Consider the following 19878-nt stretch of genomic DNA (forward strand, 5'->3'; position numbering starts at 1 on the left):
GCTAGGTTCTGCCGGAGCCACGGCATGACAGGGGAGACGAGCGGCTGCTGCGCTCACAGGTCGAATAGCGCGTCGCCCGCGTCCGACGTCGCCTTCAGTGCCTTGGCCGCCTCCGTGGGCACAGGAAGGATGCCCGCTGTGGTCAGGTCCGTCACCGTGATCAGTGGGCCCGCGCACACCTCATTGAAGAGGTCGGCCTGTGCCGGCTCTTCGCTCACGAGCAGGCCGAGGACGTTCAACAGCTCCAGCAGTTCCGTGGTCCATGAGGGAAGCCAGCGCCGAGCGAACTCATGGTCCAGTTCGAGGCGTCGCTTGCCGGCGGGATTCCTTCGGCGGTAGCCAAACCACTTGTCGAGAACGTTCATCCCGGACACTTCGTACTCCCGGACCGCGCGAGGCACCGGACTGATCCGTCCACTGCCGACCCACAGGTCCTGTGTCACGGGGTCGTACGCCAGCTTCTCCGGCATGGATTCCGCATCGTCCGGAATCTCCGCGACGCAGCGGGGGCGGTCGCGCGGCAGCAGCACCCTGCCGTATGGCCTCTCAGCCGTCTCGTCGGCGTACCGCTCACCGTAGGCGTGCAGCCACAGGACACGCTGGCCGATTGCAACCGCCCGCTCCCACAGACAAAGGTCAGCGGTGAGAGGTATTCGCGCACCAGGGACTTCGAGGTCCTCCTGGAATCGAGCCGTGTACTCCGGGTGGGACGCGATCGCGGCGATGTAGGCCAGCAGGTCTTCGGCGACGACGCGTACGCCGAGCCGCCCGGAGAGCAGGGGGAGCAGACCGGGTGTGACATTGGGCAGCGTACCGGCGGCGTTGCGGTAGAGAGGACGGGCGCAACCGCTGCGGTTGTTGAAATAGTCCATGTCGGGAATGAAGGCGCTGAAGACTAGCGCTGGCCCGTTGACCACCGGGTGGGCGTTCTGCTCGATGGTGTAGATCTGGCGGTCGCTGCGGACTCGCCAAAGGTCTGCCCTGCCTCGCTCCATCAATCGGCTGTCCGGCAGTACATATTGCCGGTCGAATGACCGGAATCCGATGCGTACCGTTTGAGGGCTTGTCCTGTGTTCGACCGCGAGTGGTATCCGTTCGTGAGATGTGACCCCTGGCAAGGGCGGAACATTGTCCGCAGGCGTTCGCTCACCAGAGTGTCCGAGCATCTCGGCGCGTCGCTCGGTGTCCGCAGCGAGCAAGCGCTGCCACCGCGTGTGAAGCGTCCCCTCATCCGGTGCATAGACCCACATCCGCCCAGGCGTGACGCCACGCGACGACCACGGCATGAGATCTCTCAGCTGCGGGCAGGACTCCCACAGGTCGCTCCCGGGCGGCAGGAAAGCATCAGTCTTGCCCGTGGCGCACTCGCGCCATTCGGAGTCGTCGAGCCTGAGGGCCATCAGGCGTTCGATCTTCTCGTCGCGGCGCCCGGCGACTTTGAGGTGCCTTACCTTTGCGGTCTGATGCTCTGTCCGCGGCCTGGGGCTGTTCCGCCATCGTACGAAGATCGCGATGCACAATTCCTGCGCGACCTCGGGGAAGATGCGGGTCGCGACATCAGCTCGGTGGCCCTCCGGTGACAGGTCGATGATCCAGCCCTCGTCCGCGGTTTCACGCAGATAGCGCCGCATTCCGGCGAACGCCCGCCCTTTGAGCCATGCCTTAGGAGTGATCAGCGCGACCACGCCGAAGGGTGCGTCGTCGTGAGCGTCGAAGACTTTCCAGGTGGCCCAGCGCCAGAAGTAGACGTAGAGGTTGGCGATCTTCGACTCGTACCTGCCGTTACCTGGTTGCCGGAAGGCCCCCAGCGGGGCAGGGATGTCCGCCTCGGGTTCTCCTCGTTCCACCCACTTGCCCGCACCCCGTTTCACGGCGTCGTGGGGAGGGTTACCCATGACGACCATGACACGCTCGTCTCTCTTTACCTGGTTGGCCTGGCGGCGGGATTCTGCGAGCGCCCGGTAGGTGTGGGGGATCCAGTTGAACTCGGCTGTCGGGCTGTCCAGGGCATCGGCCACCAACAGCCTGAGTCCCTGGGTGGGGGCCGCGGACCCATACTGCTTGAGCATGGCGTGCATGCGCAGTTCTGCGACGGCGAACGGGCCGACCTGCATCTCGAAACCGACCAGCCGACGCCCCACCATCTCTCGCAGGCGCGGGCCCACCGCGCCTGGGCCCTCTTCTTCAGCGATGGTCTCGGCAGCGAGCTCCAGTGCCGACAGCAAGAACGTGCCGGTGCCCATCGCCGGATCGACAAGGACCACATCAGGGGAGGCGAAGCCGGAAGGGATACGGAAGCCCTCCCGCCTCAGGACGTCCTCGACCAGCCGGGCCATGGCCGAGACAACGCCACGTGGTGTGTAGTACGAGCCTGTACGTATCCGCAGCTCAGGGTCGTAAATATGAAGGAAGTGCTCGTAGAGCAGGAAGTAGGCGTCGCCTGTTCCGTCGTCCAGCACGTCCCATCTGACCGCGCCTATGACACGGAGCAGCGTGTTGAGCGTGGTGGAGAGTCCAGCGACCGAGTCGCCGGCGAGGACATCCAGCGCCTGGCCCATGAGTGAGTGCTTCTTGCCCAGCTTCGTGGCGATACTGTGCATGGTCTCGCCCTCGAAGGTGATCTCCTCCACCCGAGCGAGCAGAAGCGCGAACACGACGGCTTGGCCGTACTGTTCGATAAATTCGGCGTCGGTCGCCTCCGGGAACAGCAAATGTCGCCAGTCCTTGGCCAGCTTTGTAAAGGCCGGTAGACGGCGTTGGCTCTTTTCCTGCGCGATCGCCTCACCGACCTCTTCCGATAGCAGTTGGCACAGTCCTGCGACTGCTCGGATGAGCTGGCTCGTGGTGCGGGGCGTCTGCGGCTCCCAGGTCAGGAAGTCCCATAGCACCCGGGCAAGCGCCCCGTCGGCGGGAGCAAGCCGGGCGCCGGAGGTTAGGACCGAGCCGTGCAGGTGGGCCACTTCGCCGACCTGCTGGCCCTGCTGGTGGACAGAGAACTCGTTCCCGTCGCAGAGCAGTACGTTGTTGAGCAGCCGCAGTTTCGCCCACTGCCCGGCGTTGCGGCCTGTGTAGACGGACGGGTCGGCCTGGGTGCCCGGCTTCTTGAGCTCGATGTAACCGACGAGAGCGCCGCCGACCTCAACCGCATAGTCAGGGCGGGCTCCCACGTCGACGAGCGGAACCTCGCCTATGAGGGTGACGTCCAAACCGAGGCCACGGCATACGGACCGGATCATGTTCTCCAGCGGCCCCCGGAGCTGGTCCTCCTGCCACCCGCTGCCCCTCAGCTTCGGCCTGACCTCCGCTCCAAACGCGGACACAGCGGCCTGGACTGCCTGTTCGAAGCTGTCATGGATCCTGCGTCGGGCACTCATACCGCCCCCATCCCCCAAGGCGGGCAGATCCGGCCGACGTCAGGTCGGTGCGGCTATCTGCCGCACCTTGCTCCCGTCGGGGTCGGACTTCATTCCGGCCCTCGCTGTTCCATGACCGTAGGAGGGGAGCGCGGGGCGCAAGGAGGGTGCATGCGAGGGCGCATGGAGGCGCGCATGTGCGCAATATGCGCCGATGCAGGACCGGAGCTGAGGCGTTGGATGCGCCCGGTCAAGACCGTCGCGAGTCGGCGGGCGTTGTGCAGGGGGGTCGTCTGGTCAGCCGGATTGCCGAGACGAATCAGCAGCACGACTCCCGAGCGCATGGCGCCCAGTTCACGAACGCGCACATGAGAGGGGTGCGGGGATGTGGTGGTCAGATGGGTGCGGCTGCTGCTCGCTGGGAGACTCCGAACAAGATCTTCTCCCAGATTTCTCCCAAACGATCACCGGAGATGCAGGAAGGGCCTGATCCGGAATCCGGATCAGGCCCTTGACCTGGTGTTTCAGCTGTCGGGGTGGCGGGATTTGAACCCACGACCTCTTCGTCCCGAACGAAGCGCGCTGCCAAGCTGCGCTACACCCCGATGTCGTTGATCCGCTGGCCCGCAGTGCTGCAGGTCGCGGCGACATCGATTACTTTAGCGGACCGGCGCCCGGAGACGAAATCCGGTTTTCGCGGCCCCTCGGATCGGGGCGGATCCGGTCCAGCCCGACGACCAGCAGGGCGAGGGCGTAGAAGGCCAGACCGAAGACGACGCCGTTGCCCAGGACCCCCGCGTAGCCGTGGTCGTCGACGTCCAGGAACGGATACGGGTAGCGGGCCGTCGAGCCCGGCGACATCAGGGCGCCGCGGGCCAGCGCGAAGGCCAGGTACGCGAGCGGATAGAGCAGCCAGAGGCCGGCATGGCGCAGGCGCAGCCCGCCCGGCCTGGTGAGCAGCAGCCAGTCCAGGGCCACGCCGATCGGCGTCACGGTGTGCAGGAGCTGGTTGGAGACGGAGTGCCAGCCGGACTGGGCCGCGATGTCACCGGTCATCGAGAAGCCGCTGGAATCGTTGGCCAGGACCAGGTGGTAGACGAGCCCGGTGATCGAGATGAACAGGAGCGTGCCGCCGGTCATCCAGGGCGGCAGCGGAGGACGGCCCCGCCAGGCCCGCCACGCGGACATCCCGAACACCACGGCCACGACCACATTGCTCTGGATCGTGAAGTAGCTGAGGACCTGCGGGGGACTGCCGATGGCCAGGTCGATGACGATCCCGGTCACCGCGGCGAGTGCGATCAGGGTGCGGAAGGCCGCCGCGACGGGGCGGCGCACGGGTGGTACGACCGCCTCCGCGGGGACACCGGTGGGAATCGGCGCGATCATGCCCCCCACCGTAAACACGGTTCCTGTCAGCCGCGCGCCGTCAGTCGCGCCGTCAGTCGCGTCATCAGCCCCGCCGTCGGCTCAGTCATCGGCTCAGTCGCGCGCCGTCAGCGTCAGCAGCGTCGCCTCCGGAGGGCACGCGAACCGCATCGGCGTGTAGCGGTTCGCCCCGCACCCTGCCGACACGTGCAGATACGACCGCTGCCCCTCGGCCTCGTGCGTCGACAGGCCCTTCACCCGGTCCGTGTCCAGGTCGCAGTTGGTGACCAGAGCGCCGTAGAAGGGGATGCAGACCTGACCGCCGTGGGTGTGCCCGGCGAGGATCAGCGGGTACCCGTCGGCGGCGAAGGCGTCGAGCGAGCGCAGGTACGGAGCGTGCACGATGCCCATCGAGAAGTCGGCCGCGGCGTCAGGACCGCCCGCCACGCGCGCGTACCGGTCGCGCTTGATGTGCGGGTCGTCCACGCCGGTGAGGCCGATCTCGTAGCCCTCGATCTTCAGCGAGCCGCGGGTGTTCGTCAGGTTCACCCAGCCCGCCTCGTCGAACCCGTCGCGCAGGTCCTCCCACGGGTTGTGGACGACGCCGACGGCGGGCGGGTTGCCGTTCAGGCCGTGCCTGCCCTGGACCTTCTCGAGGAGATAGCGGGCGGGGTTGCGCGGCTTCGGGCCGTAGTAGTCGTTCGAGCCGAAGACGTACGCCCCGGGGAACTGCATCAGCGGCCCGAGCGCGTCCAGCGTCTCCGGCACGCCCTCGGGGTCGGAGAGGTTGTCGCCCGTGTTGATCACGAAGTCGGGACGCAGACCCGCGAGCGAGCGCAGCCACCGCTGCTTCTTGTGCTGCCCGGACACCATGTGGATGTCGGAGACCTGGAGGACCCGCAGGGGACGCATCCCCGACGGCAGCACGGGCACCGTGACCCGCCTCAGCCGGAAGGAACGGGCTTCGAAGCCCACCGAGTAGGCGAGACCGGCCGCGGCCGTCGCCGTGATGCCCAGGGGTACTGCGTATCGCGCGCGCATCCCCCCATCGTGTCAGACCTGCCGCACCCCGAATTCCGGAGGGCGGCACGGCAACGGGCGCGCACCTCACGGAAATCGGCGGGCAGGAACCCGCCCGCACCTGCCACAATCGACGCATGACCACGCTCAAGTCGAAGCTGCAGGACCACCTCAACGCCGCGATCAAGGGGCGTGACGAGCTGCGCTCATCGACGCTCCGGATGACCCTCGCCGCGATCACGAAGGAGGAGGTCGCGGGCAAGGAGAAGCGCGAGCTCTCCGACGACGAGGTGCAGAAGGTGATCACCCGCGAGGCCAAGAAGCGCCGCGAGGCCGCCGACGCGTTCGCCCAGGGCAACCGCCCCGAGCAGGCCGCGCGCGAGAAGGCGGAGGGCGAGGTCCTCGCCGAGTACCTCCCCAAGCAGCTCTCGGACGACGAGCTGGAGGCGATCGTCGCCCAGGCCGTCGAGGAGGCGAAGGCCGCGGGCGCCGAGGGCCCGCGCGCCATGGGCCAGGTCATGAAGATCGTGAACCCGAAGGTCGCGGGCCAGGCCGAGGGCGGCCGCGTCGCCGCCACGGTCAAGAAGCTGCTGGCAGGCTGAGCCAGCCCATTCCCTGCGTACGCGAATGAGGGCGCCCCCTGTCTCCAGGGGGCGCCCTCATTCCGTGCTGAGCATCCGGCCCCGTAAGGGGCGCGGGGAACTGCGCGACCAGCCACATCCGACCCGCAGCCACAAGACGAGAGCTGCGGGCCGAAGCGAAGCGCTACCGAGGCCAGCCCCCGCCGATCCCGCCACCGTTCCCGTTCCCACCGTTCCCGTTCCCACCGTTCCCGAGACCCCCGAGCGCGTCCGGCGGAATCGAGATGTCCGGCCACGGACTACCGCCGCCGTCACCGCCCCCACCGTTGCCGCCGCCCCCGGTGGCATGACCGCCACCGCCCGGCTTGCCGTCATCGTGGTCCCGGTCGCGATCCCGATCGCGCCCCTTGCCCTTGTCCCCGCCGGGGATGTGGACGGTGTTGAAGCTCGGCGCCGGCTTGCCCGCGAGCGCCCCGCTCATCGCGTCGCGCCAGATCGGACCCGGCACCTCGCCACCGAAGACCTTGCCGTACGGGACGCCGCCGATGGTGATGTTGACCATCGGCCGCTTGTGCTGCGGGTCGCCGACCCAGACGGCGCCCGACATGTTCGGGGTGTAGCCCACGAACCAGGCGGCGTAGCGGTAGTCGGTCGTACCGGTCTTGCCCGCGCTCGGGCGCGAGCCGAGTCCGGCCTGCTTGCCCGTGCCGTCCTCGACCACGCCCTTCAGAAGGGTGTTGATGGTGTCCGCGGTCTTCTGCGACATGGCCCGTGAGCACGTCGACTTCGGCACCGGCAGCGACTTGCCGCCGAGCGTGGAGATCGACTCGATGGCGATCGGCGTGCAGTACGTGCCGCGCGAGGCGAAGGCCGCGTACGCGCCCGCCATCGTCAGCGGCGACATCTCCTGGGTGCCGAGCGCGATCGACGGCGCCTGGACCATCTCCTTGCCGTCGGCGCGCTCGACGCCCATCTTCTCGGCGAGCTTCGTCACCGGGCAGATGCCGATGTCGCCGATGAGCTGCACGTAGTAGGTGTTGACCGACTTCGCGGTCGCTTCCCGCATGCCGTAGGGACCGACCTCGGACTCGTTCTCGTTGGTGAGCTTGTCACCGCCCGAGTTCACCCAGTCCTTGCCGTCACAGGCGGACACCCGCGAGGGATACGGCATCTCGTACGGGGACGAGTAGCTCTGCCCGGCCGACTTGCCGCCCTCCAGGGCCGCCGCCGCGACGATCGGCTTGAACGTCGAACCGGGCTGGTAGCCCGCGCCGCCTCCCATGGAGTCGTCCACGGAGAGGTTGATCGTAGTCTCGTCCTTCTTGAAGCCGTAGGGACGGGACTGGCCCATGCCGAGGATCTTGCCCGTGCCCGGCTCGACGATGGTGGCGGCGGTCGCCACGTCGTCGGTCTTGTTCACGTGATCCTTTATCGACGCCTGCACCGATTCCTGCGTCTGCGGGTCGAGCGTCGTGCGGACCTTCAGGCCGCCGCGGTTCCAGATCTTGGCCCGCTCTTCCTTCGTCTTGCCGAAGACCGGGTCGTTGAGGAACACCTCGCGTACGTAGTCACAGAAGAAGCCGGCGCCGTTGACCGAGGTGATGCAGCCGTTCTTGGGGCGGCTCACGTTCAGACCGAGGTCGGTCTTCTTGGCCTTGTCGGCGTCCGCCTGCGAGATGTCGTGCGTGTCGGCCATGCGCTGCAGCACGACGTTGCGCCGCTTGGTCGCCTCGGCCGCGTCGTTCACCGGGTCGTACCGGCTCGGGGACTGCACGATGCCGGCGAGGAGCGCGGCCTCCTGCAGCTTCAGGTCCTTGGCGGGCTTGGAGAAGTAGCGCTGGGACGCGGCCTCGACGCCGTACGCCTGCTGACCGAAGTAGGTGATGTTCAGGTAGTTCTTGAGGATGCGCTTCTTGCCCAGCTTGTCCTCGACCTGAATCGCGTACTTCAGCTCGCGGATCTTGCGGCCGAGCGTCTGCTGCGTGGCCTCGGCGACCTTGGTCGGGTCGTCGCCCGCCTCCTCGACGAAGACGTTCTTCACGTACTGCTGCGTGAGCGTCGACGCGCCCTGCGAGACGCCGCCGCTCTGCGCGTTCTGGTTGAGGGCGCGCAGGATGCCCTTGAGGTCGACCGCGCCGTGCTCGTAGAAGCGGGCGTCCTCGATCGCGACGATCGCCTTCTGCATGTACGGGGAGATGTCCTTGAGCGGGACGACCGTGCGGTCACGCGAGTAGACCGTGGCGATCGATCCGCCCTCGGCGTCCAGGATCGTGGTGCGCTGACTGAGCGGCGGCTGCTTCAGGTTGGCGGGGATCTCGTCGAACCCCTCGACCGAGCCCTTGGCCGCCAGACCCAGCGCACCGGCCGCGGGCAGGGCGATCCCGGCGAGCACCGCACCCGCCAGAACGCTGACTCCTAGGAACTTCGCGGCCTGCTGAGTTGGTGACAGACCACCGCCCGAGCGCTTCTTTCCCATGAGGGCAGCCTACGTTCTGATTCGCCGGACAGGCCTCAATGCCTTGGCCTAAGCTGCTCCCAACTGTCACAGCAGTGCGGTCCAGCAACAAGCCCCCTGTCGCTCCCCGATCTGACGGATTTATGTCCGAATTCGCCTCAAGTGGCGCTCGGTGTCCGTTGTGACTCAACTGAACTGTCCGGATATGCCGGGTTGATCACGCATGTCCTGGGCTCACTCCGTCGGGTGATCTGCCGCTTACGCATAGTCCGTTCGGGCCATCCAAGATTGGGCCCGAAGGGGGTGTTGCGCTGTGCCCACCTTCCGTAACGTCCTCAACTGGCGGCGGTGAATATGCCGCTGCCGCCGTGGGGGAGCCTCGATTCGGGAGAGGACGGCGCCGGTATGGGCTGGGTAACCGACTGGAGTGCGCAGGCGGCCTGCCGCACTACCGATCCGGATGAACTGTTCGTTCAAGGAGCAGCGCAGAACAGGGCCAAGGCGGTGTGCACCGGATGTCCGGTGCGGACCGAGTGCCTGGCCGACGCGCTGGACAATCGCGTCGAGTTCGGCGTGTGGGGTGGCATGACGGAGCGAGAGCGCCGCGCACTGCTGCGCAGGCGTCCCACCGTCACCTCATGGCGCAGGCTCCTGGAGACAGCGCGCTCCGAGTACGAGCGTGGCGCGGGCCTGCTGCCCGTGGACTTGGAGGACGAAGAGACGTACGAGAGCTACGCGGCAGTGGGTTAGCCGGCCAGGTGCGCGACCGTGCGCAACCCGAGCCAGTCAGCCCGCCAGCCGGTCCCCGATGGCCCGGAGGCCCGCGAGGTCGTGCACATCGCCCGGCAGCGCGGCCACCTCGGCCACCGCCACCTCAGGGTGGAGCGCGATGAAGCGATCACGCGTGCGCTGTTCACGCGCGAGCAGCTGCATGCGCTCCGCATGCAGACGCAATAGCCCCGCGGTCAGCTGCTCGACGGACGTGTCGACTGACGTGTCGATGGACGCGTCGTCGGACACATCGACAGGCGCGTTGTCGGACACCTCGACAGACGTGTCGTCGGCCGGTTCGTGGGGTTCGGAAGTCTCGGGAAGCTCGGGATTCTCGGAAGTCGCGGGATTCTCGGGGGAGTTACGAACTCCAATCTTCCCGCCCTCCTGATCCACAATGCGGCTCTCCTCAAGATTTTCCGCGGCGGCAAGTGCCCGCTCGGCCGACAGCTGAGCGGCACCGCTGCCGTGCACGCGGTTGAGTACGAGACCCGCGAGCGGCATGTCGTCCGCGGCGAGCCGCTCCACGAAGTACGCGGCCTCCCGCAGCGCGTCCCGCTCCGGCGACGCCACCACGAGGAACGCCGTACCGGGCGCCTGCAGCAGTCGGTACGTCGCGTCGGCCCGCGTACGGAAACCGCCGAACATGCTGTCCATCGCGGCCACGAACGTCTGCACGTCACGCAGCAGCTGCCCGCCGAGCAGCTTGCCGAGCGCCCCCGTCATCATCGACATGCCGACGTTCAGGAACTTCATCCCCGCGCGGCCGCCCACCTTCGCCGGCGCCATGAGCAGCCGGATCAACTTCCCGTCCAGGAACGACCCGAGGCGCTTGGGCGCGTCCAGGAAGTCGAGGGCGGACCGCGAGGGAGGCGTGTCGACGACGATCAGGTCCCACTCGTCCCTGGACCGCAGCTGCCCCAGTTTCTCCATCGCCATGTACTCCTGCGTGCCCGCGAAGCCCGCCGAAAGCGACTGGTAGAAGGGGTTGTTGAGGATGGCCTTCGCTCGCTCCTCGTCCGCGTGCGCCTCGACGATCTCGTCGAAGGTCCGCTTCATGTCGAGCATCATGGCGTGCAGTTCGCCGTCGCCGTCGATGTCCTTGACCCGCCGCGGCACGTTGTCGAGCGAGTCGATGCCCATGGACTGCGCGAGCCTGCGCGCCGGGTCGATGGTGAGTACGACCACCTTGCGGCCCCGCTCGGCCGCGCGCAGCCCGATGGCGGCCGCCGTGGTGGTCTTGCCGACGCCTCCGGAGCCGCAGCACACCACGATGCGGGTCTTCGGGTCGTCGATCAGGGAGTCGACATCCAGCGCGCGGGCGGGGTCCAGGGTCCGTGCCGGTTCCGGGGTCATGCGATCCCTTGCTTCCGCAGTGCCGTGGCGAGCTCGTAGAGGCCCGCGAGGTCCATCCCGCCCGTGAGCAGCGGGAGTTCGTGCAGGGGCTGGCCGAACTCCGTGAGCTGGGCGCGCTGGTCGCGCTCCAGGGCGTACCGCTCGGCGTACTCCGCGGCCTGCTCCAGGAGCGGATCGACGAGGCGCTCGGCGACGCCGCCGCGCCGCGCCCCACCGAGCCCCGCGGCGGACAGGGACTTGGCGATGGCGGTACGCGGCGTCTGCTCAAGGCCCAGCTCCAGCGCGGCCTCGTCGAGCACCACGGGGCGCACCATGTTGACGATCACCCGTCCCACGGGCAGCTGGGCCTCCCGCAGTTCGGCGATCCCGTCCGCGGTCTCCTGGACGGGCATCTCCTCCAGGAGGGTCACCAAGTGCACAGCGGTCTCCGGCGACTTGAGCACCCGCATCACGGCCTGCGCCTGGTTGTGTATGGGCCCGATCTTCGCGAGCCCGGCGACCTCGTCGTTCACGTTCAGGAAGCGTGTGATGCGGCCGGTGGGCGGCGCGTCCATCACCACGCAGTCGTACGCGTACCGCCCGCGCTTGTCCTTGCGGCGCACGGCCTCGCACGCCTTGCCGGTCAGCAGGACGTCCCTCAGCCCCGGCGCGATGGTGGTGGCGAAGTCGATGGCCCCGAGTTTCTTGAGCGCCCGGCCCGCGCCCCCCAGTTTGTAGAACATCTGGAGGTAGTCGAGCAGCGCGAGCTCGGGGTCGATCGCGAGGGCATGCACCTCCCCGCCCCCGGGAGCGACGGCGATCTTCCGCTCCTCATAGGGCAGCGCTTCGGTCTCGAAGAGCTGCGCGATGCCCTGCCTGCCCTCGACCTCGACGAGGAGGGTGCGTTTGCCCTCCGTCGCCAGGGCGAGCGCGAGGGCCGCGGCCACCGTGGTCTTGCCGGTACCGCCCTTGCCACTGACGACCTGGAGCCTGCTCACGTCTTCGAGCCTAACCAGTCGCCGCCCGGCCCACGCAGGAGCCCACCCTGAGCGGCCCCCCACATCGACCCGGAGCAGTCCCTGACACCGACTACAGTCGGCCATATGACCAAGTGGGAATACGCAACCGTGCCTCTGCTCGTCCACGCCACGAAGCAGATTCTGGACACCTGGGGCGAGGACGGCTGGGAGCTGGTCCAGGTCGTGCCCGGACCGAACAACCCCGAGCAGCTGGTGGCCTACCTGAAGCGGGAGAAGCAGGCATGAGCGCCGTCGAGGACAAGCTCGCGTCGCTCGGCCTGACGCTGCCCGAGGTCGTGCCGCCGCTCGCCTCCTACCAGCCGGCCGTCCAGTCCGGTGTGTACGTCTACACCGCGGGCCAGCTCCCGATGGTGGACGGCAAGCTCGGCGTGACCGGCAAGGTCGGCGCCGAGGTCACCGCGGAGGAGGCCAAGGACCTCGCCCGCATCTGCGCCCTGAACGCCCTGGCCGCCGTGAAGTCGGTCGCCGGTGACCTGGACCGCATCGCGCGCGTCGTGAAGGTCGTCGGCTTCGTCGCGTCGGCCCCGGACTTCACGGGCCAGCCCGGCGTGATCAACGGCGCCAGTGAGCTCCTCGGCGAGGTGCTCGGTGACAAGGGTGTGCACGCGCGCAGCGCCGTCGGCGTCGCCGTGCTCCCGCTGGACGCTCCGGTCGAGGTCGAGTTCCAGGTGGAACTGACGGAGGCCTGAGGGCTGTTCAGCCGCTTTTCGGCCTCTTGGGGGCACCGATTGTTGCCTCTCGAACATCAGCCCACTAGGGGATAGCCTCCGCCCATGGCAAATGGGCAGTGGTACCCCCCGGAGTGGCCCGACCGCATCCGCGCCCTCGCGCGGGGCGAGCTGACACCCGCGACGCCGCGTCGCGCCGCGACCGTCATGCTCCTCAGGGACGGTGCGGAGAACGGCGCACCTGAAGTACACATGCTGCGCAGACGCGCCTCCATGGCCTTCGCCGGAGGCGCGTACGCGTATCCGGGCGGCGGCGTCGACCCGCGCGACGACGACCACCTGGTGCGCTGGGCGGGCCCCACGCGCGCGTCCTGGGCGGCGCGCCTCGGCGTCGACGGCGAGGCCGAGGCCCAGGCGATCGTCTGCGCGGCGGTCCGCGAGACGTACGAGGAAGCGGGTGTCCTGCTCGCGGGGCCCACCCCGGACACCGTCATCGGCGACACCACGGGCGAGGACTGGGAGGCGGACCGTGAGGCCCTGGTGGCCCGCGACCTCTCCTTCGCGGACTTCCTGGACCGCCGCGGCCTGTTCCTGCGCAGCGACCTCCTGGCCGCGTGGGCCCGCTGGATCACGCCCGAGTTCGAGCCCAAGCGGTACGACACGTTCTTCTTCGTGGCCGCGCTCCCCGAGGGCCAGCGCACCCGCAACGCCTCCACGGAGGCCGACCGCACGGTCTGGATCCGCCCCGCGGAGGCCGCGGCCCGCTACGACAAGGGCGAGCTCCTGATGATGCCGCCCACCATCGCGACCCTCCGCGCCCTGAGCCCCCACGGTTCGCCCCGAGAGGCCCTGTCCGCGGCCCCGTCCCAGGACATGACCCCGGTCCTGGCCCAGGCACGCCTGGAGGGCGACACCCTGACTCTCTCCTGGCCGGGCCACGCGGAGTTCACGAAGCACATCACACGGGGCGGCGCCAGTTGACCACGCCCGCCGATCCCGCGCCGGGCCGACGCCGCGCCGAGTGCCTGAAGGCTGATCCCGCGCCGGGCCGACGCCGCGCCGAGTGCCCGAAGGCCGATCCCGTGCCGGGCCAACTCCTCGCCGAGTGCCCGAAGGCCGATCCCGTGCCGGGCCAACTCCTCGCCGAGCACCCGAGGTCCCGCCTCGCAGCCACCCGCCCCCGCCCCACGTCCGCCCCCGCCCCGACACTCGCCCCGACAGGAGTCACCCCCGCATGACCGATGCCGCAGCCCTCCCCGGCCAGCCGCGCGGCGGAGTCCTCAGCGGCCCCGCCACCGCCCGCGCGGTGAACGTCCTCGCGCCCAATCCCTCCGCGATGACGCTGGACGGCACGAACACCTGGATCGTCTCGGAGCCGGACTCCCCGCTCGCGGTGGTCATCGACCCGGGCCCGCTGGACGACGCCCATCTGAGCCACGTCATCGAGACCGCCGAGAAGGCCGGCAAGCGCGTGGCCCTGACCCTGCTCACCCACGGCCACCCCGACCACGCCGAGGGCGCCGCCCGCTTCGCCGAGCTGACCCGCACTCACGTACGCGCCCTCGACCCCGCCCTGCGCCTCGGCGACGAGGGCCTCGCGGCCGGCGACGTCATCACCACCGGCGGCCTGGAGATGCGTGTCGTCCCCACCCCCGGCCACACCGCGGACTCCCTCTGCTTCCATCTGCCCGCCGACCGCGCGGTCCTGACGGGCGACACGATCCTCGGCCGCGGCACGACGGTCGTGGCGCACCCCGACGGCCGCCTGGGCGACTATCTCGACTCCCTGCGCCGCCTGCGCTCCCTGACGGTCGACGACGGCGTCCACACGGTCCTGCCGGGCCACGGCCCGGTCCTGGAGGACGCCCAGGGAGCCGTCGAGTTCTACCTCGCGCACCGCGCCAACCGCCTGGCCCAGGTCGAGACGGCCGTGGAGAACGGCCACGTGGAGGCCACCGACGTCGTCGCACACGTGTACGCCGACGTGGACCGCTCCCTGTGGCCCGCGGCGGAGCTCTCCGTCAGGGCGCAGCTGGACTACCTGCGGGAGCACGGCCTGATCTGACGACGGGTTCGCGCGGCGCCTTCACGCCGTGCGCCGCCGCGTACTCGGCGGCCAGCCACGGCCCGACCTCCTCGGTGTACGAGGTGAGGAGGTCCCGGTCGGCGACGGGTTCGTACGCGACGGCGGCGGCGCCACGGATCGGCTCGCCCCACTGCGGGTAGTACCGCGCGAACACCTCGGCCATCTCGCCGAGGTCGCTGGTCCAGCCGCCCCACCGCGGCATGACGAGCGTGAAGGCGGTCCGCACGAGGTGCCGCGAGACGAGGCGGCACACCCGCCGCAGCCCGTCGTCGTCCGGGGCCGCGGCGACCCGCTCGCGCCACCGCGGCAGGAACAGCGCGAGGTCCCCGTTGGTCTCCCGGGCGAGCAGGCCGTCGGGCCGGTAGCGCGGCAGGAACTCGGCGAGGTCGTCGCCGAGCAGCGGCGTGCAGAGGCAGGCGACGAACCACCCCAGGTCGTACGTCTCCAGGGAGCTCAGCACCCGCTCCCGCCCGAGCAGCAGCGCCCCGACCCCGTCGATCTGCTCGAACTCCGCGTCGAGCGCGCTCTCCAGGGCGTCGACGGCGGTCCGGTCGGCCGCGCCGGGCTCATCGCGCAGGACGATCAGCAGATCGAGGTCGGACCGCCCGATCCGCGCCGTTCCCCGGGGAACGGATCCATAGAGGTACGCACTGTCCAGCCGGGCCCCGAACAGCGCGAGCACGCGGTCGCGCGCCGCGGCGACGACGGGACGGAACGCGTCCGGCACGCGCGCGAGGGACCCTTCACGCGCGATGTACCCGTCCTCGTCGAGCCCGGTCCCGGCACTGGTGACGGCACTCCTGTTCATGGGGCAACTGTGCAGCGAGGAACCGCTGAGGTCACGCGCTTTTGGCGGGGCAACCGGGGGAGGACGAAACCGGGCCCCGCCTCCGAAGAGACAGGGCCCGGCGACGTACGAACGGATCGTCAGCGCGACCGCTTGGCGAGCCGCTCCACGTCCAGCAGGATCACGGCGCGGGCCTCGAGCCGCAGCCACCCGCGTCCCGCGAAGTCCGCGAGCGCCTTGTTGACCGTCTCGCGGGAGGCGCCGACCAGCTGGGCGAGCTCTTCCTGCGTGAGGTCGTGCACGACGTGGATGCCCTCCTCGGACTGCACGCCGAAGCGGCGCGACAGGTCGAGCAGCGCGCGGGCCACACGGCCAGGCACGTCGGAGAAGACCAGGTCGGACATCTGGTCGTTGGTCTTGCGCAGGCGCCGGGCGACGGCGCGCAGCAGCGCGGCGGCCACCTCGGGGCGGGCGTTCAGCCACGGCTGGAGGTCGCCGTGGCCCAGGCCGAGCAGCTTGACCTCGGTGAGGGCGGAGGCCGTCGCGGTCCGCGGGCCCGGGTCGAAGAGCGACAGCTCACCGATGAGCTCACCGGGGCCGAGCACCGCGAGCATGTTCTCGCGGCCGTCGGGCGAGGTGCGGTGCAGCTTCACCTTGCCCTCGGTGACCACGTACAGGCGGTCTCCGGGGTCGCCCTCATGGAAAAGCGCATCCCCGCGCGCGAGCGTCACCTCACTCATGGAGGCGCGGAGCTCCGCGGCCTGCTCGTCATCGAGCGCCGCGAAGAGTGGGGCGCGCCGCAGAACGTCGTCCACGAGTTCTCTCCTTGTCGACCTGCTCAGGGGATCTTGATTCCCCCGCATATCAGGGGACCGTGTTCCCCATTTTGCCGGACGGTCCAAACAGTGTGATCAGTCACAAGTCTGCCGCACTGGCGTCGCATGCTGTGCGGGAGGGGGCCAATTGGGGGCCGATCCATGGGGTCAAGGACGGATGTCAGTGCCGGGCCCTAGGCTGGCCGGGTGTCCAAAAAGCCGGTGAGAGCGCAGGCCGTGGGGGCTGAGAAGGTGGCCGCACCCCGCGATTCCGCTGTGGGCGAACAAGCGTCCGGCACTCGCAATAAAGCGACAAAACGGACAACGTCGACGCATCCGCCAACGCCACCCCAGCGGACGACCACGCCCCCCGCACAACAGCAGCCCCCGGCGAAGAAGGCACCGATGACAAAGAAGGCGACGCCCGGGAAGAACCCGGCATCGGCGACGACGACCCCCGCGAAGAAGGCAGCGACAGCCAAGAAGGCGGCACCTGCCGCCAAGAGGTCCACCGCCACGGCGAAGACCACCACTGCCGCCTCCGCCAAGAAGACGGCTGCCCCGGCCAAGAAGTCACCGGCAGCCAAGAAGGCCGCCCCCGCCAAGGCCGCTCCCGCCAAGATTGCCCCCCAGGAGTCCCACACCGCCCTCGTCCGTCGGGCCCGGCGGATCAACCGGGAGCTTGCCGAGGTGTATTCGTACGCCCACCCCGAGCTGGACTTCGAGAACCCCTTCGAGCTCCTGGTCGCCACGGTGCTCTCCGCGCAGACCACCGACCTGCGCGTGAACCAGACGACCCCCCGCCTCTTCGCCGCGTACCCGACCCCGGAGGACCTCGCCGCGGCCGTCCCCGAGGAGGTCGAGGAGCTGATCAGACCGACCGGCTTCTTCCGGGCCAAGACGAAGTCGATCATGGGTCTGGCCAAGGCACTGCGCGACGACTTCGGAGGCGAGGTCCCGGGCCGCCTCGAAGACCTGGTCAAGCTGCCCGGAGTGGGCCGCAAGACCGCCTTCGTCGTCCTGGGCAACGCCTTCGGCGTCCCCGGAATCACCGTCGACACCCACTTCGGCCGCCTCGTACGCCGCTGGAAGTGGACCGAGGAGACGGACCCGGAGAAGGTCGAGACGGCCGTCGCGGCGCTCTTCCCGAAGAGCGAGTGGACGATGCTCTCGCACCGCGTGATCTTCCACGGCCGCCGCATCTGCCACTCCCGCAAGCCCGCCTGCGGTGCCTGCCCGATCGCCCCGCTCTGCCCGTCGTACGGAGAGGGCGAGACCGACCCGGAGAAGGCGAAGAAGCTCCTGAAGTACGAGATGGGCGGACTCCCGGGCCAGCGCCTGAAGCCGCCGTCGGACTACCCGGGCAAGCCGGCGCCCCCGCTCACGGCGGGGTGACATCGGAGCCGGGAGGAACGAACCGAGGGGCCAAGAGCGTTCTCCAACACGGACGGGGGTGCCGATGACGCACGCGAGCGAGACGACGAACGCCACGAACAGCGATACGAACCACTTGGGCAGCGGTTTCGAAGAGACCGACGGAAAGCACGACGGAAAGCACGACGGAAAGCACGGCGGAAAGCACGACGGAAAGCACGGCGGAAGGCACGGCGGAAGGCACGACAGGACGAGCGACGGAAGGCGCGGCCACGCTGCAGAAGCCGCAGAACAGGACGTTCGCGCCCTCGTGAGCGCCGCGGGCCTGCCCCCGTGGCTGGACCCCGTCGTCCACGCCGCCGAGACCATCCAGCCGCTCCAGCTGAGCCGCTTCCTGCCTCCGGAGAGCGGCGCCGGACGCCAGTCCGCCGTACTCGTCCTCTTCGGAGAGGGCGAGCAGGGCCCCGAGCTGCTCCTGATGGAGCGCGCGGGCTCCCTCCGCTCGCACGCGGGACAGCCCTCCTTCCCCGGCGGCGCCCTCGACCCCGAGGACGGCGACCCGCAGGCCGAGGGCCCGCTCCGCGCCGCCCTGCGCGAGGCCGAGGAGGAGACGGGCCTCGACCCCCGCGGCGTCCAGCTCTTCGGCGTGCTGCCCCGCCTCTTCATCCCCGTGAGCGACTTCGTCGTGACGCCCGTGCTCGGCTGGTGGCGCACCCCGACCCCCGTGGGCGTCGTCGACCCGAACGAGACGGCCCGGGTCTTCACGGTCCCCGTGTCCGATCTCACGGACCCCGCGAATCGGGCCACGGCGGTCCACCCCAGCGGTCACCACGGCCCCGCCTTCCTCGTCGAGTCCGCTCTGGTCTGGGGTTTTACGGCCGGAGTGATCGATAGACTCCTGCACTTCGCAGGCTGGGAGCGCCCGTGGGACCGCGACAGGCAGGTCCCGCTCGACTGGCGCGCATGACAAGGTTGCGGGGACGTGGCGACCGCGATGCGAGGCGAGGATTGAATCGGTGAACGTGCTGGACGTCCTGTTGCTGCTTGCCGCGGTCTGGTTCGCGATCGTCGGCTACCGCCAGGGCTTCGTGGTCGGCATCCTCTCGGTGATCGGATTCCTGGGCGGCGGTCTCGTCGCCGTCTATCTGCTGCCGATCGTCTGGGAGGCGCTCACGGACGACGACGCGGCCGCGGTGAGCACGACGGCGGCCGTGGTCGCCGTCGTCATCGTGATCGTCTGCGCCTCGATCGGTCAGGCCTTCACCACCCACCTCGGTAACAAGCTGCGCAGATACATCACGTGGCAGCCCGCCCGCGCCCTGGACGCGACGGGCGGCGCCCTGGTCAACGTGGTGGCGATGCTCCTCGTCGCCTGGCTCATCGGCTCGCTCCTCGCGGGCGCGACGCTGCCGACGCTCGGCAAGGAGCTGCGCAGCTCAAAGGTGCTGCTCGGCGTCGACCGCGCCCTGCCGGGCCAGGCCGACACCTGGTTCACGGACTTCCGCTCGACCCTCGCGCGCAACGGCTTCCCGCAGGTCTTCAGCCCGTTCTCGAACGAGCCGATCACGGAGGTCAGCCCTCCGGACCCCAAGCTCGCCAAGAGCCAGGTCGCCACGACCGCCAAGCGCTCCATCGTGAAGGTCCGCGGCGAGGCCCGCAGCTGCGGCAAGGTCCTCGAAGGCACCGGCTTCGTCTTCGCCGACCGCCGCGTGATGACGAACGCGCACGTGGTCGGCGGCGTGGACGAGCCGACGGTCCAGATAGGCGGCGAGAGCCAGACGTACGACGCGAAGGTCGTCCTCTACGACTGGGAGCGGGACATCGCCGTACTGGACGTGCCCTCGCTCAAGGCACCGGCCCTGGAGTTCACGTCGAAGGACGCGTCCAGCGGCGCCGGCGCCATCGTCGCGGGCTTCCCCGAGGACGGCCCGTACGACGTCCGACCCGCGCGCGTGCGGGGCCGCATCACGGCCGACGGCCCGGACATCTACCACCGAGGCACCGTGCGCCGCGATGTCTACTCGCTCTACGCGACCGTCCGCCAGGGCAACTCAGGCGGCCCGCTGCTCACGCCCGACGGCAAGGTCTACGGCGTGGTCTTCGCGAAGTCCCTCGACGACCCGGACACCGGCTATGCGCTGACCGTGGACGAGGTGCGCGAGGACATCAAGCGGGGCCGCACCGCCAACCAGGAGGTCGACAGTCAGGGCTGCGCGCTCTAGAGC

The 19878-nt window shown here is 69.4% G+C and carries 18 protein-coding genes and 1 tRNA gene; 10 read left to right on the top strand and 9 right to left on the bottom strand.

The window, feature by feature from the left end; translation table 11 throughout:
* Positions 1 to 53 precede the first annotated feature (53 nt).
* The 4 genes from AB0B50_RS13895 to AB0B50_RS13910 all read right to left on the bottom strand — a co-directional run bounded on the left by AB0B50_RS13895 (position 54) and on the right by AB0B50_RS13910 (position 5762).
* Positions 54 to 3236 carry a type ISP restriction/modification enzyme gene (locus tag AB0B50_RS13895; protein ID WP_362329944.1) on the bottom strand — a complete coding sequence of 1061 codons (3183 nt, stop codon included), beginning with the start codon at positions 3234 to 3236 and terminating at the stop codon, positions 54 to 56.
* Between the two features lie 648 nt (positions 3237 to 3884).
* Positions 3885 to 3958: transfer RNA gene (locus AB0B50_RS13900), tRNA-Pro, on the bottom strand.
* Positions 3959 to 4007: 49 nt separating this feature from the next.
* A complete protein-coding gene (locus tag AB0B50_RS13905) occupies positions 4008 to 4742 on the bottom strand; it encodes a Pr6Pr family membrane protein (protein ID WP_362329947.1) in 735 nt (244 codons plus the stop codon).
* A gap of 93 nt (positions 4743 to 4835) precedes the next feature.
* Positions 4836 to 5762 (bottom strand): metallophosphoesterase, encoded by a 927-nt coding sequence (locus AB0B50_RS13910; RefSeq protein ID WP_362329950.1) that lies wholly within the window; start codon positions 5760 to 5762, stop codon positions 4836 to 4838.
* A 116-nt stretch (positions 5763 to 5878) separates the two neighbouring features.
* Between AB0B50_RS13910 and AB0B50_RS13915 the strand changes: the two genes are divergently transcribed.
* Positions 5879 to 6343 (top strand): GatB/YqeY domain-containing protein, encoded by a 465-nt coding sequence (locus AB0B50_RS13915; RefSeq protein WP_362329953.1) that lies wholly within the window; start codon positions 5879 to 5881, stop codon positions 6341 to 6343.
* 163 nt (positions 6344 to 6506) lie between these two features.
* On the opposite strand, the gene AB0B50_RS13920 is transcribed toward AB0B50_RS13915, so the two are convergent.
* On the bottom strand, positions 6507 to 8798 hold the full coding sequence (locus AB0B50_RS13920) for a transglycosylase domain-containing protein (protein WP_362329956.1): 2292 nt from the start codon (positions 8796 to 8798) through the stop codon (positions 6507 to 6509).
* Between the two features lie 384 nt (positions 8799 to 9182).
* On the opposite strand from AB0B50_RS13920, the gene AB0B50_RS13925 reads away from it, so the two are divergent.
* On the top strand, positions 9183 to 9527 hold the full coding sequence (locus tag AB0B50_RS13925; RefSeq protein WP_030782081.1) for a WhiB family transcriptional regulator: 345 nt from the start codon (positions 9183 to 9185) through the stop codon (positions 9525 to 9527).
* A gap of 36 nt (positions 9528 to 9563) precedes the next feature.
* Here AB0B50_RS13925 and AB0B50_RS13930 read toward each other — a convergent pair whose 3' ends face one another.
* Positions 9564 to 10904 (bottom strand): ArsA family ATPase, encoded by a 1341-nt coding sequence (locus tag AB0B50_RS13930; protein ID WP_362329959.1) that lies wholly within the window; start codon positions 10902 to 10904, stop codon positions 9564 to 9566.
* Positions 10901 to 11881, bottom strand: coding sequence for an ArsA-related P-loop ATPase (locus AB0B50_RS13935; RefSeq protein WP_362329962.1), 981 nt, complete (start codon positions 11879 to 11881; stop codon positions 10901 to 10903). The genes AB0B50_RS13930 and AB0B50_RS13935 overlap by 4 nt, the downstream gene beginning before the upstream one ends.
* Positions 11882 to 11986: 105 nt before the next feature.
* On the opposite strand from AB0B50_RS13935, the gene AB0B50_RS13940 reads away from it, so the two are divergent.
* From AB0B50_RS13940 to AB0B50_RS13960, 5 genes are all read left to right on the top strand, one after another.
* A complete protein-coding gene (locus AB0B50_RS13940; RefSeq protein ID WP_003975360.1) occupies positions 11987 to 12148 on the top strand; it encodes a DUF4177 domain-containing protein in 162 nt (53 codons plus the stop codon).
* The gene (locus AB0B50_RS13945) at positions 12145 to 12612 is read left to right on the top strand and encodes a RidA family protein (RefSeq protein WP_362329965.1); all 468 of its coding nucleotides are present in this window, start codon (positions 12145 to 12147) and stop codon (positions 12610 to 12612) included. Before AB0B50_RS13940 ends, AB0B50_RS13945 begins: the two co-directional genes overlap by 4 nt.
* 84 nt (positions 12613 to 12696) lie before the next feature.
* On the top strand, positions 12697 to 13572 hold the full coding sequence (locus AB0B50_RS13950; protein WP_362329968.1) for an NUDIX hydrolase: 876 nt from the start codon (positions 12697 to 12699) through the stop codon (positions 13570 to 13572).
* Positions 13569 to 13829 (top strand): hypothetical protein, encoded by a 261-nt coding sequence (locus AB0B50_RS13955; protein WP_362329971.1) that lies wholly within the window; start codon positions 13569 to 13571, stop codon positions 13827 to 13829. The genes AB0B50_RS13950 and AB0B50_RS13955 overlap by 4 nt, the downstream gene beginning before the upstream one ends.
* The gene (locus AB0B50_RS13960) at positions 13826 to 14656 is read left to right on the top strand and encodes an MBL fold metallo-hydrolase (RefSeq protein WP_362329974.1); all 831 of its coding nucleotides are present in this window, start codon (positions 13826 to 13828) and stop codon (positions 14654 to 14656) included. Before AB0B50_RS13955 ends, AB0B50_RS13960 begins: the two co-directional genes overlap by 4 nt.
* On the opposite strand, the gene AB0B50_RS13965 is transcribed toward AB0B50_RS13960, so the two are convergent.
* Both AB0B50_RS13965 and AB0B50_RS13970 read right to left on the bottom strand, forming a co-directional pair.
* Complete coding sequence (locus AB0B50_RS13965) at positions 14613 to 15485, bottom strand: nucleotidyltransferase domain-containing protein (protein WP_362329977.1); 873 nt, start codon at positions 15483 to 15485, stop codon at positions 14613 to 14615. The genes AB0B50_RS13960 and AB0B50_RS13965 overlap by 44 nt on opposite strands.
* Before the next feature lie 119 nt (positions 15486 to 15604).
* Entirely contained in the window at positions 15605 to 16279 is a 675-nt protein-coding gene (locus AB0B50_RS13970; RefSeq protein WP_016642758.1) for a Crp/Fnr family transcriptional regulator, read from the bottom strand.
* A gap of 405 nt (positions 16280 to 16684) precedes the next feature.
* Here AB0B50_RS13970 and nth point away from each other — a divergent pair, with 405 nt between their 5' ends.
* From nth to AB0B50_RS13985, 3 genes are all read left to right on the top strand, one after another.
* Positions 16685 to 17674 carry an endonuclease III gene (gene nth, locus AB0B50_RS13975; protein WP_362329980.1) on the top strand — a complete coding sequence of 330 codons (990 nt, stop codon included), beginning with the start codon at positions 16685 to 16687 and terminating at the stop codon, positions 17672 to 17674.
* A 289-nt stretch (positions 17675 to 17963) separates the two neighbouring features.
* A complete protein-coding gene (locus AB0B50_RS13980) occupies positions 17964 to 18620 on the top strand; it encodes a CoA pyrophosphatase (RefSeq protein WP_362330426.1) in 657 nt (218 codons plus the stop codon).
* 49 nt (positions 18621 to 18669) lie between these two features.
* Entirely contained in the window at positions 18670 to 19875 is a 1206-nt protein-coding gene (locus AB0B50_RS13985; protein WP_362329982.1) for a MarP family serine protease, read from the top strand.
* The last annotated feature ends 3 nt before the right edge of the window (positions 19876 to 19878 follow it).

Source organism: Streptomyces sp. NPDC041068, assembly GCF_040647455.1.
GTDB lineage: Bacteria > Actinomycetota > Actinomycetes > Streptomycetales > Streptomycetaceae > Streptomyces.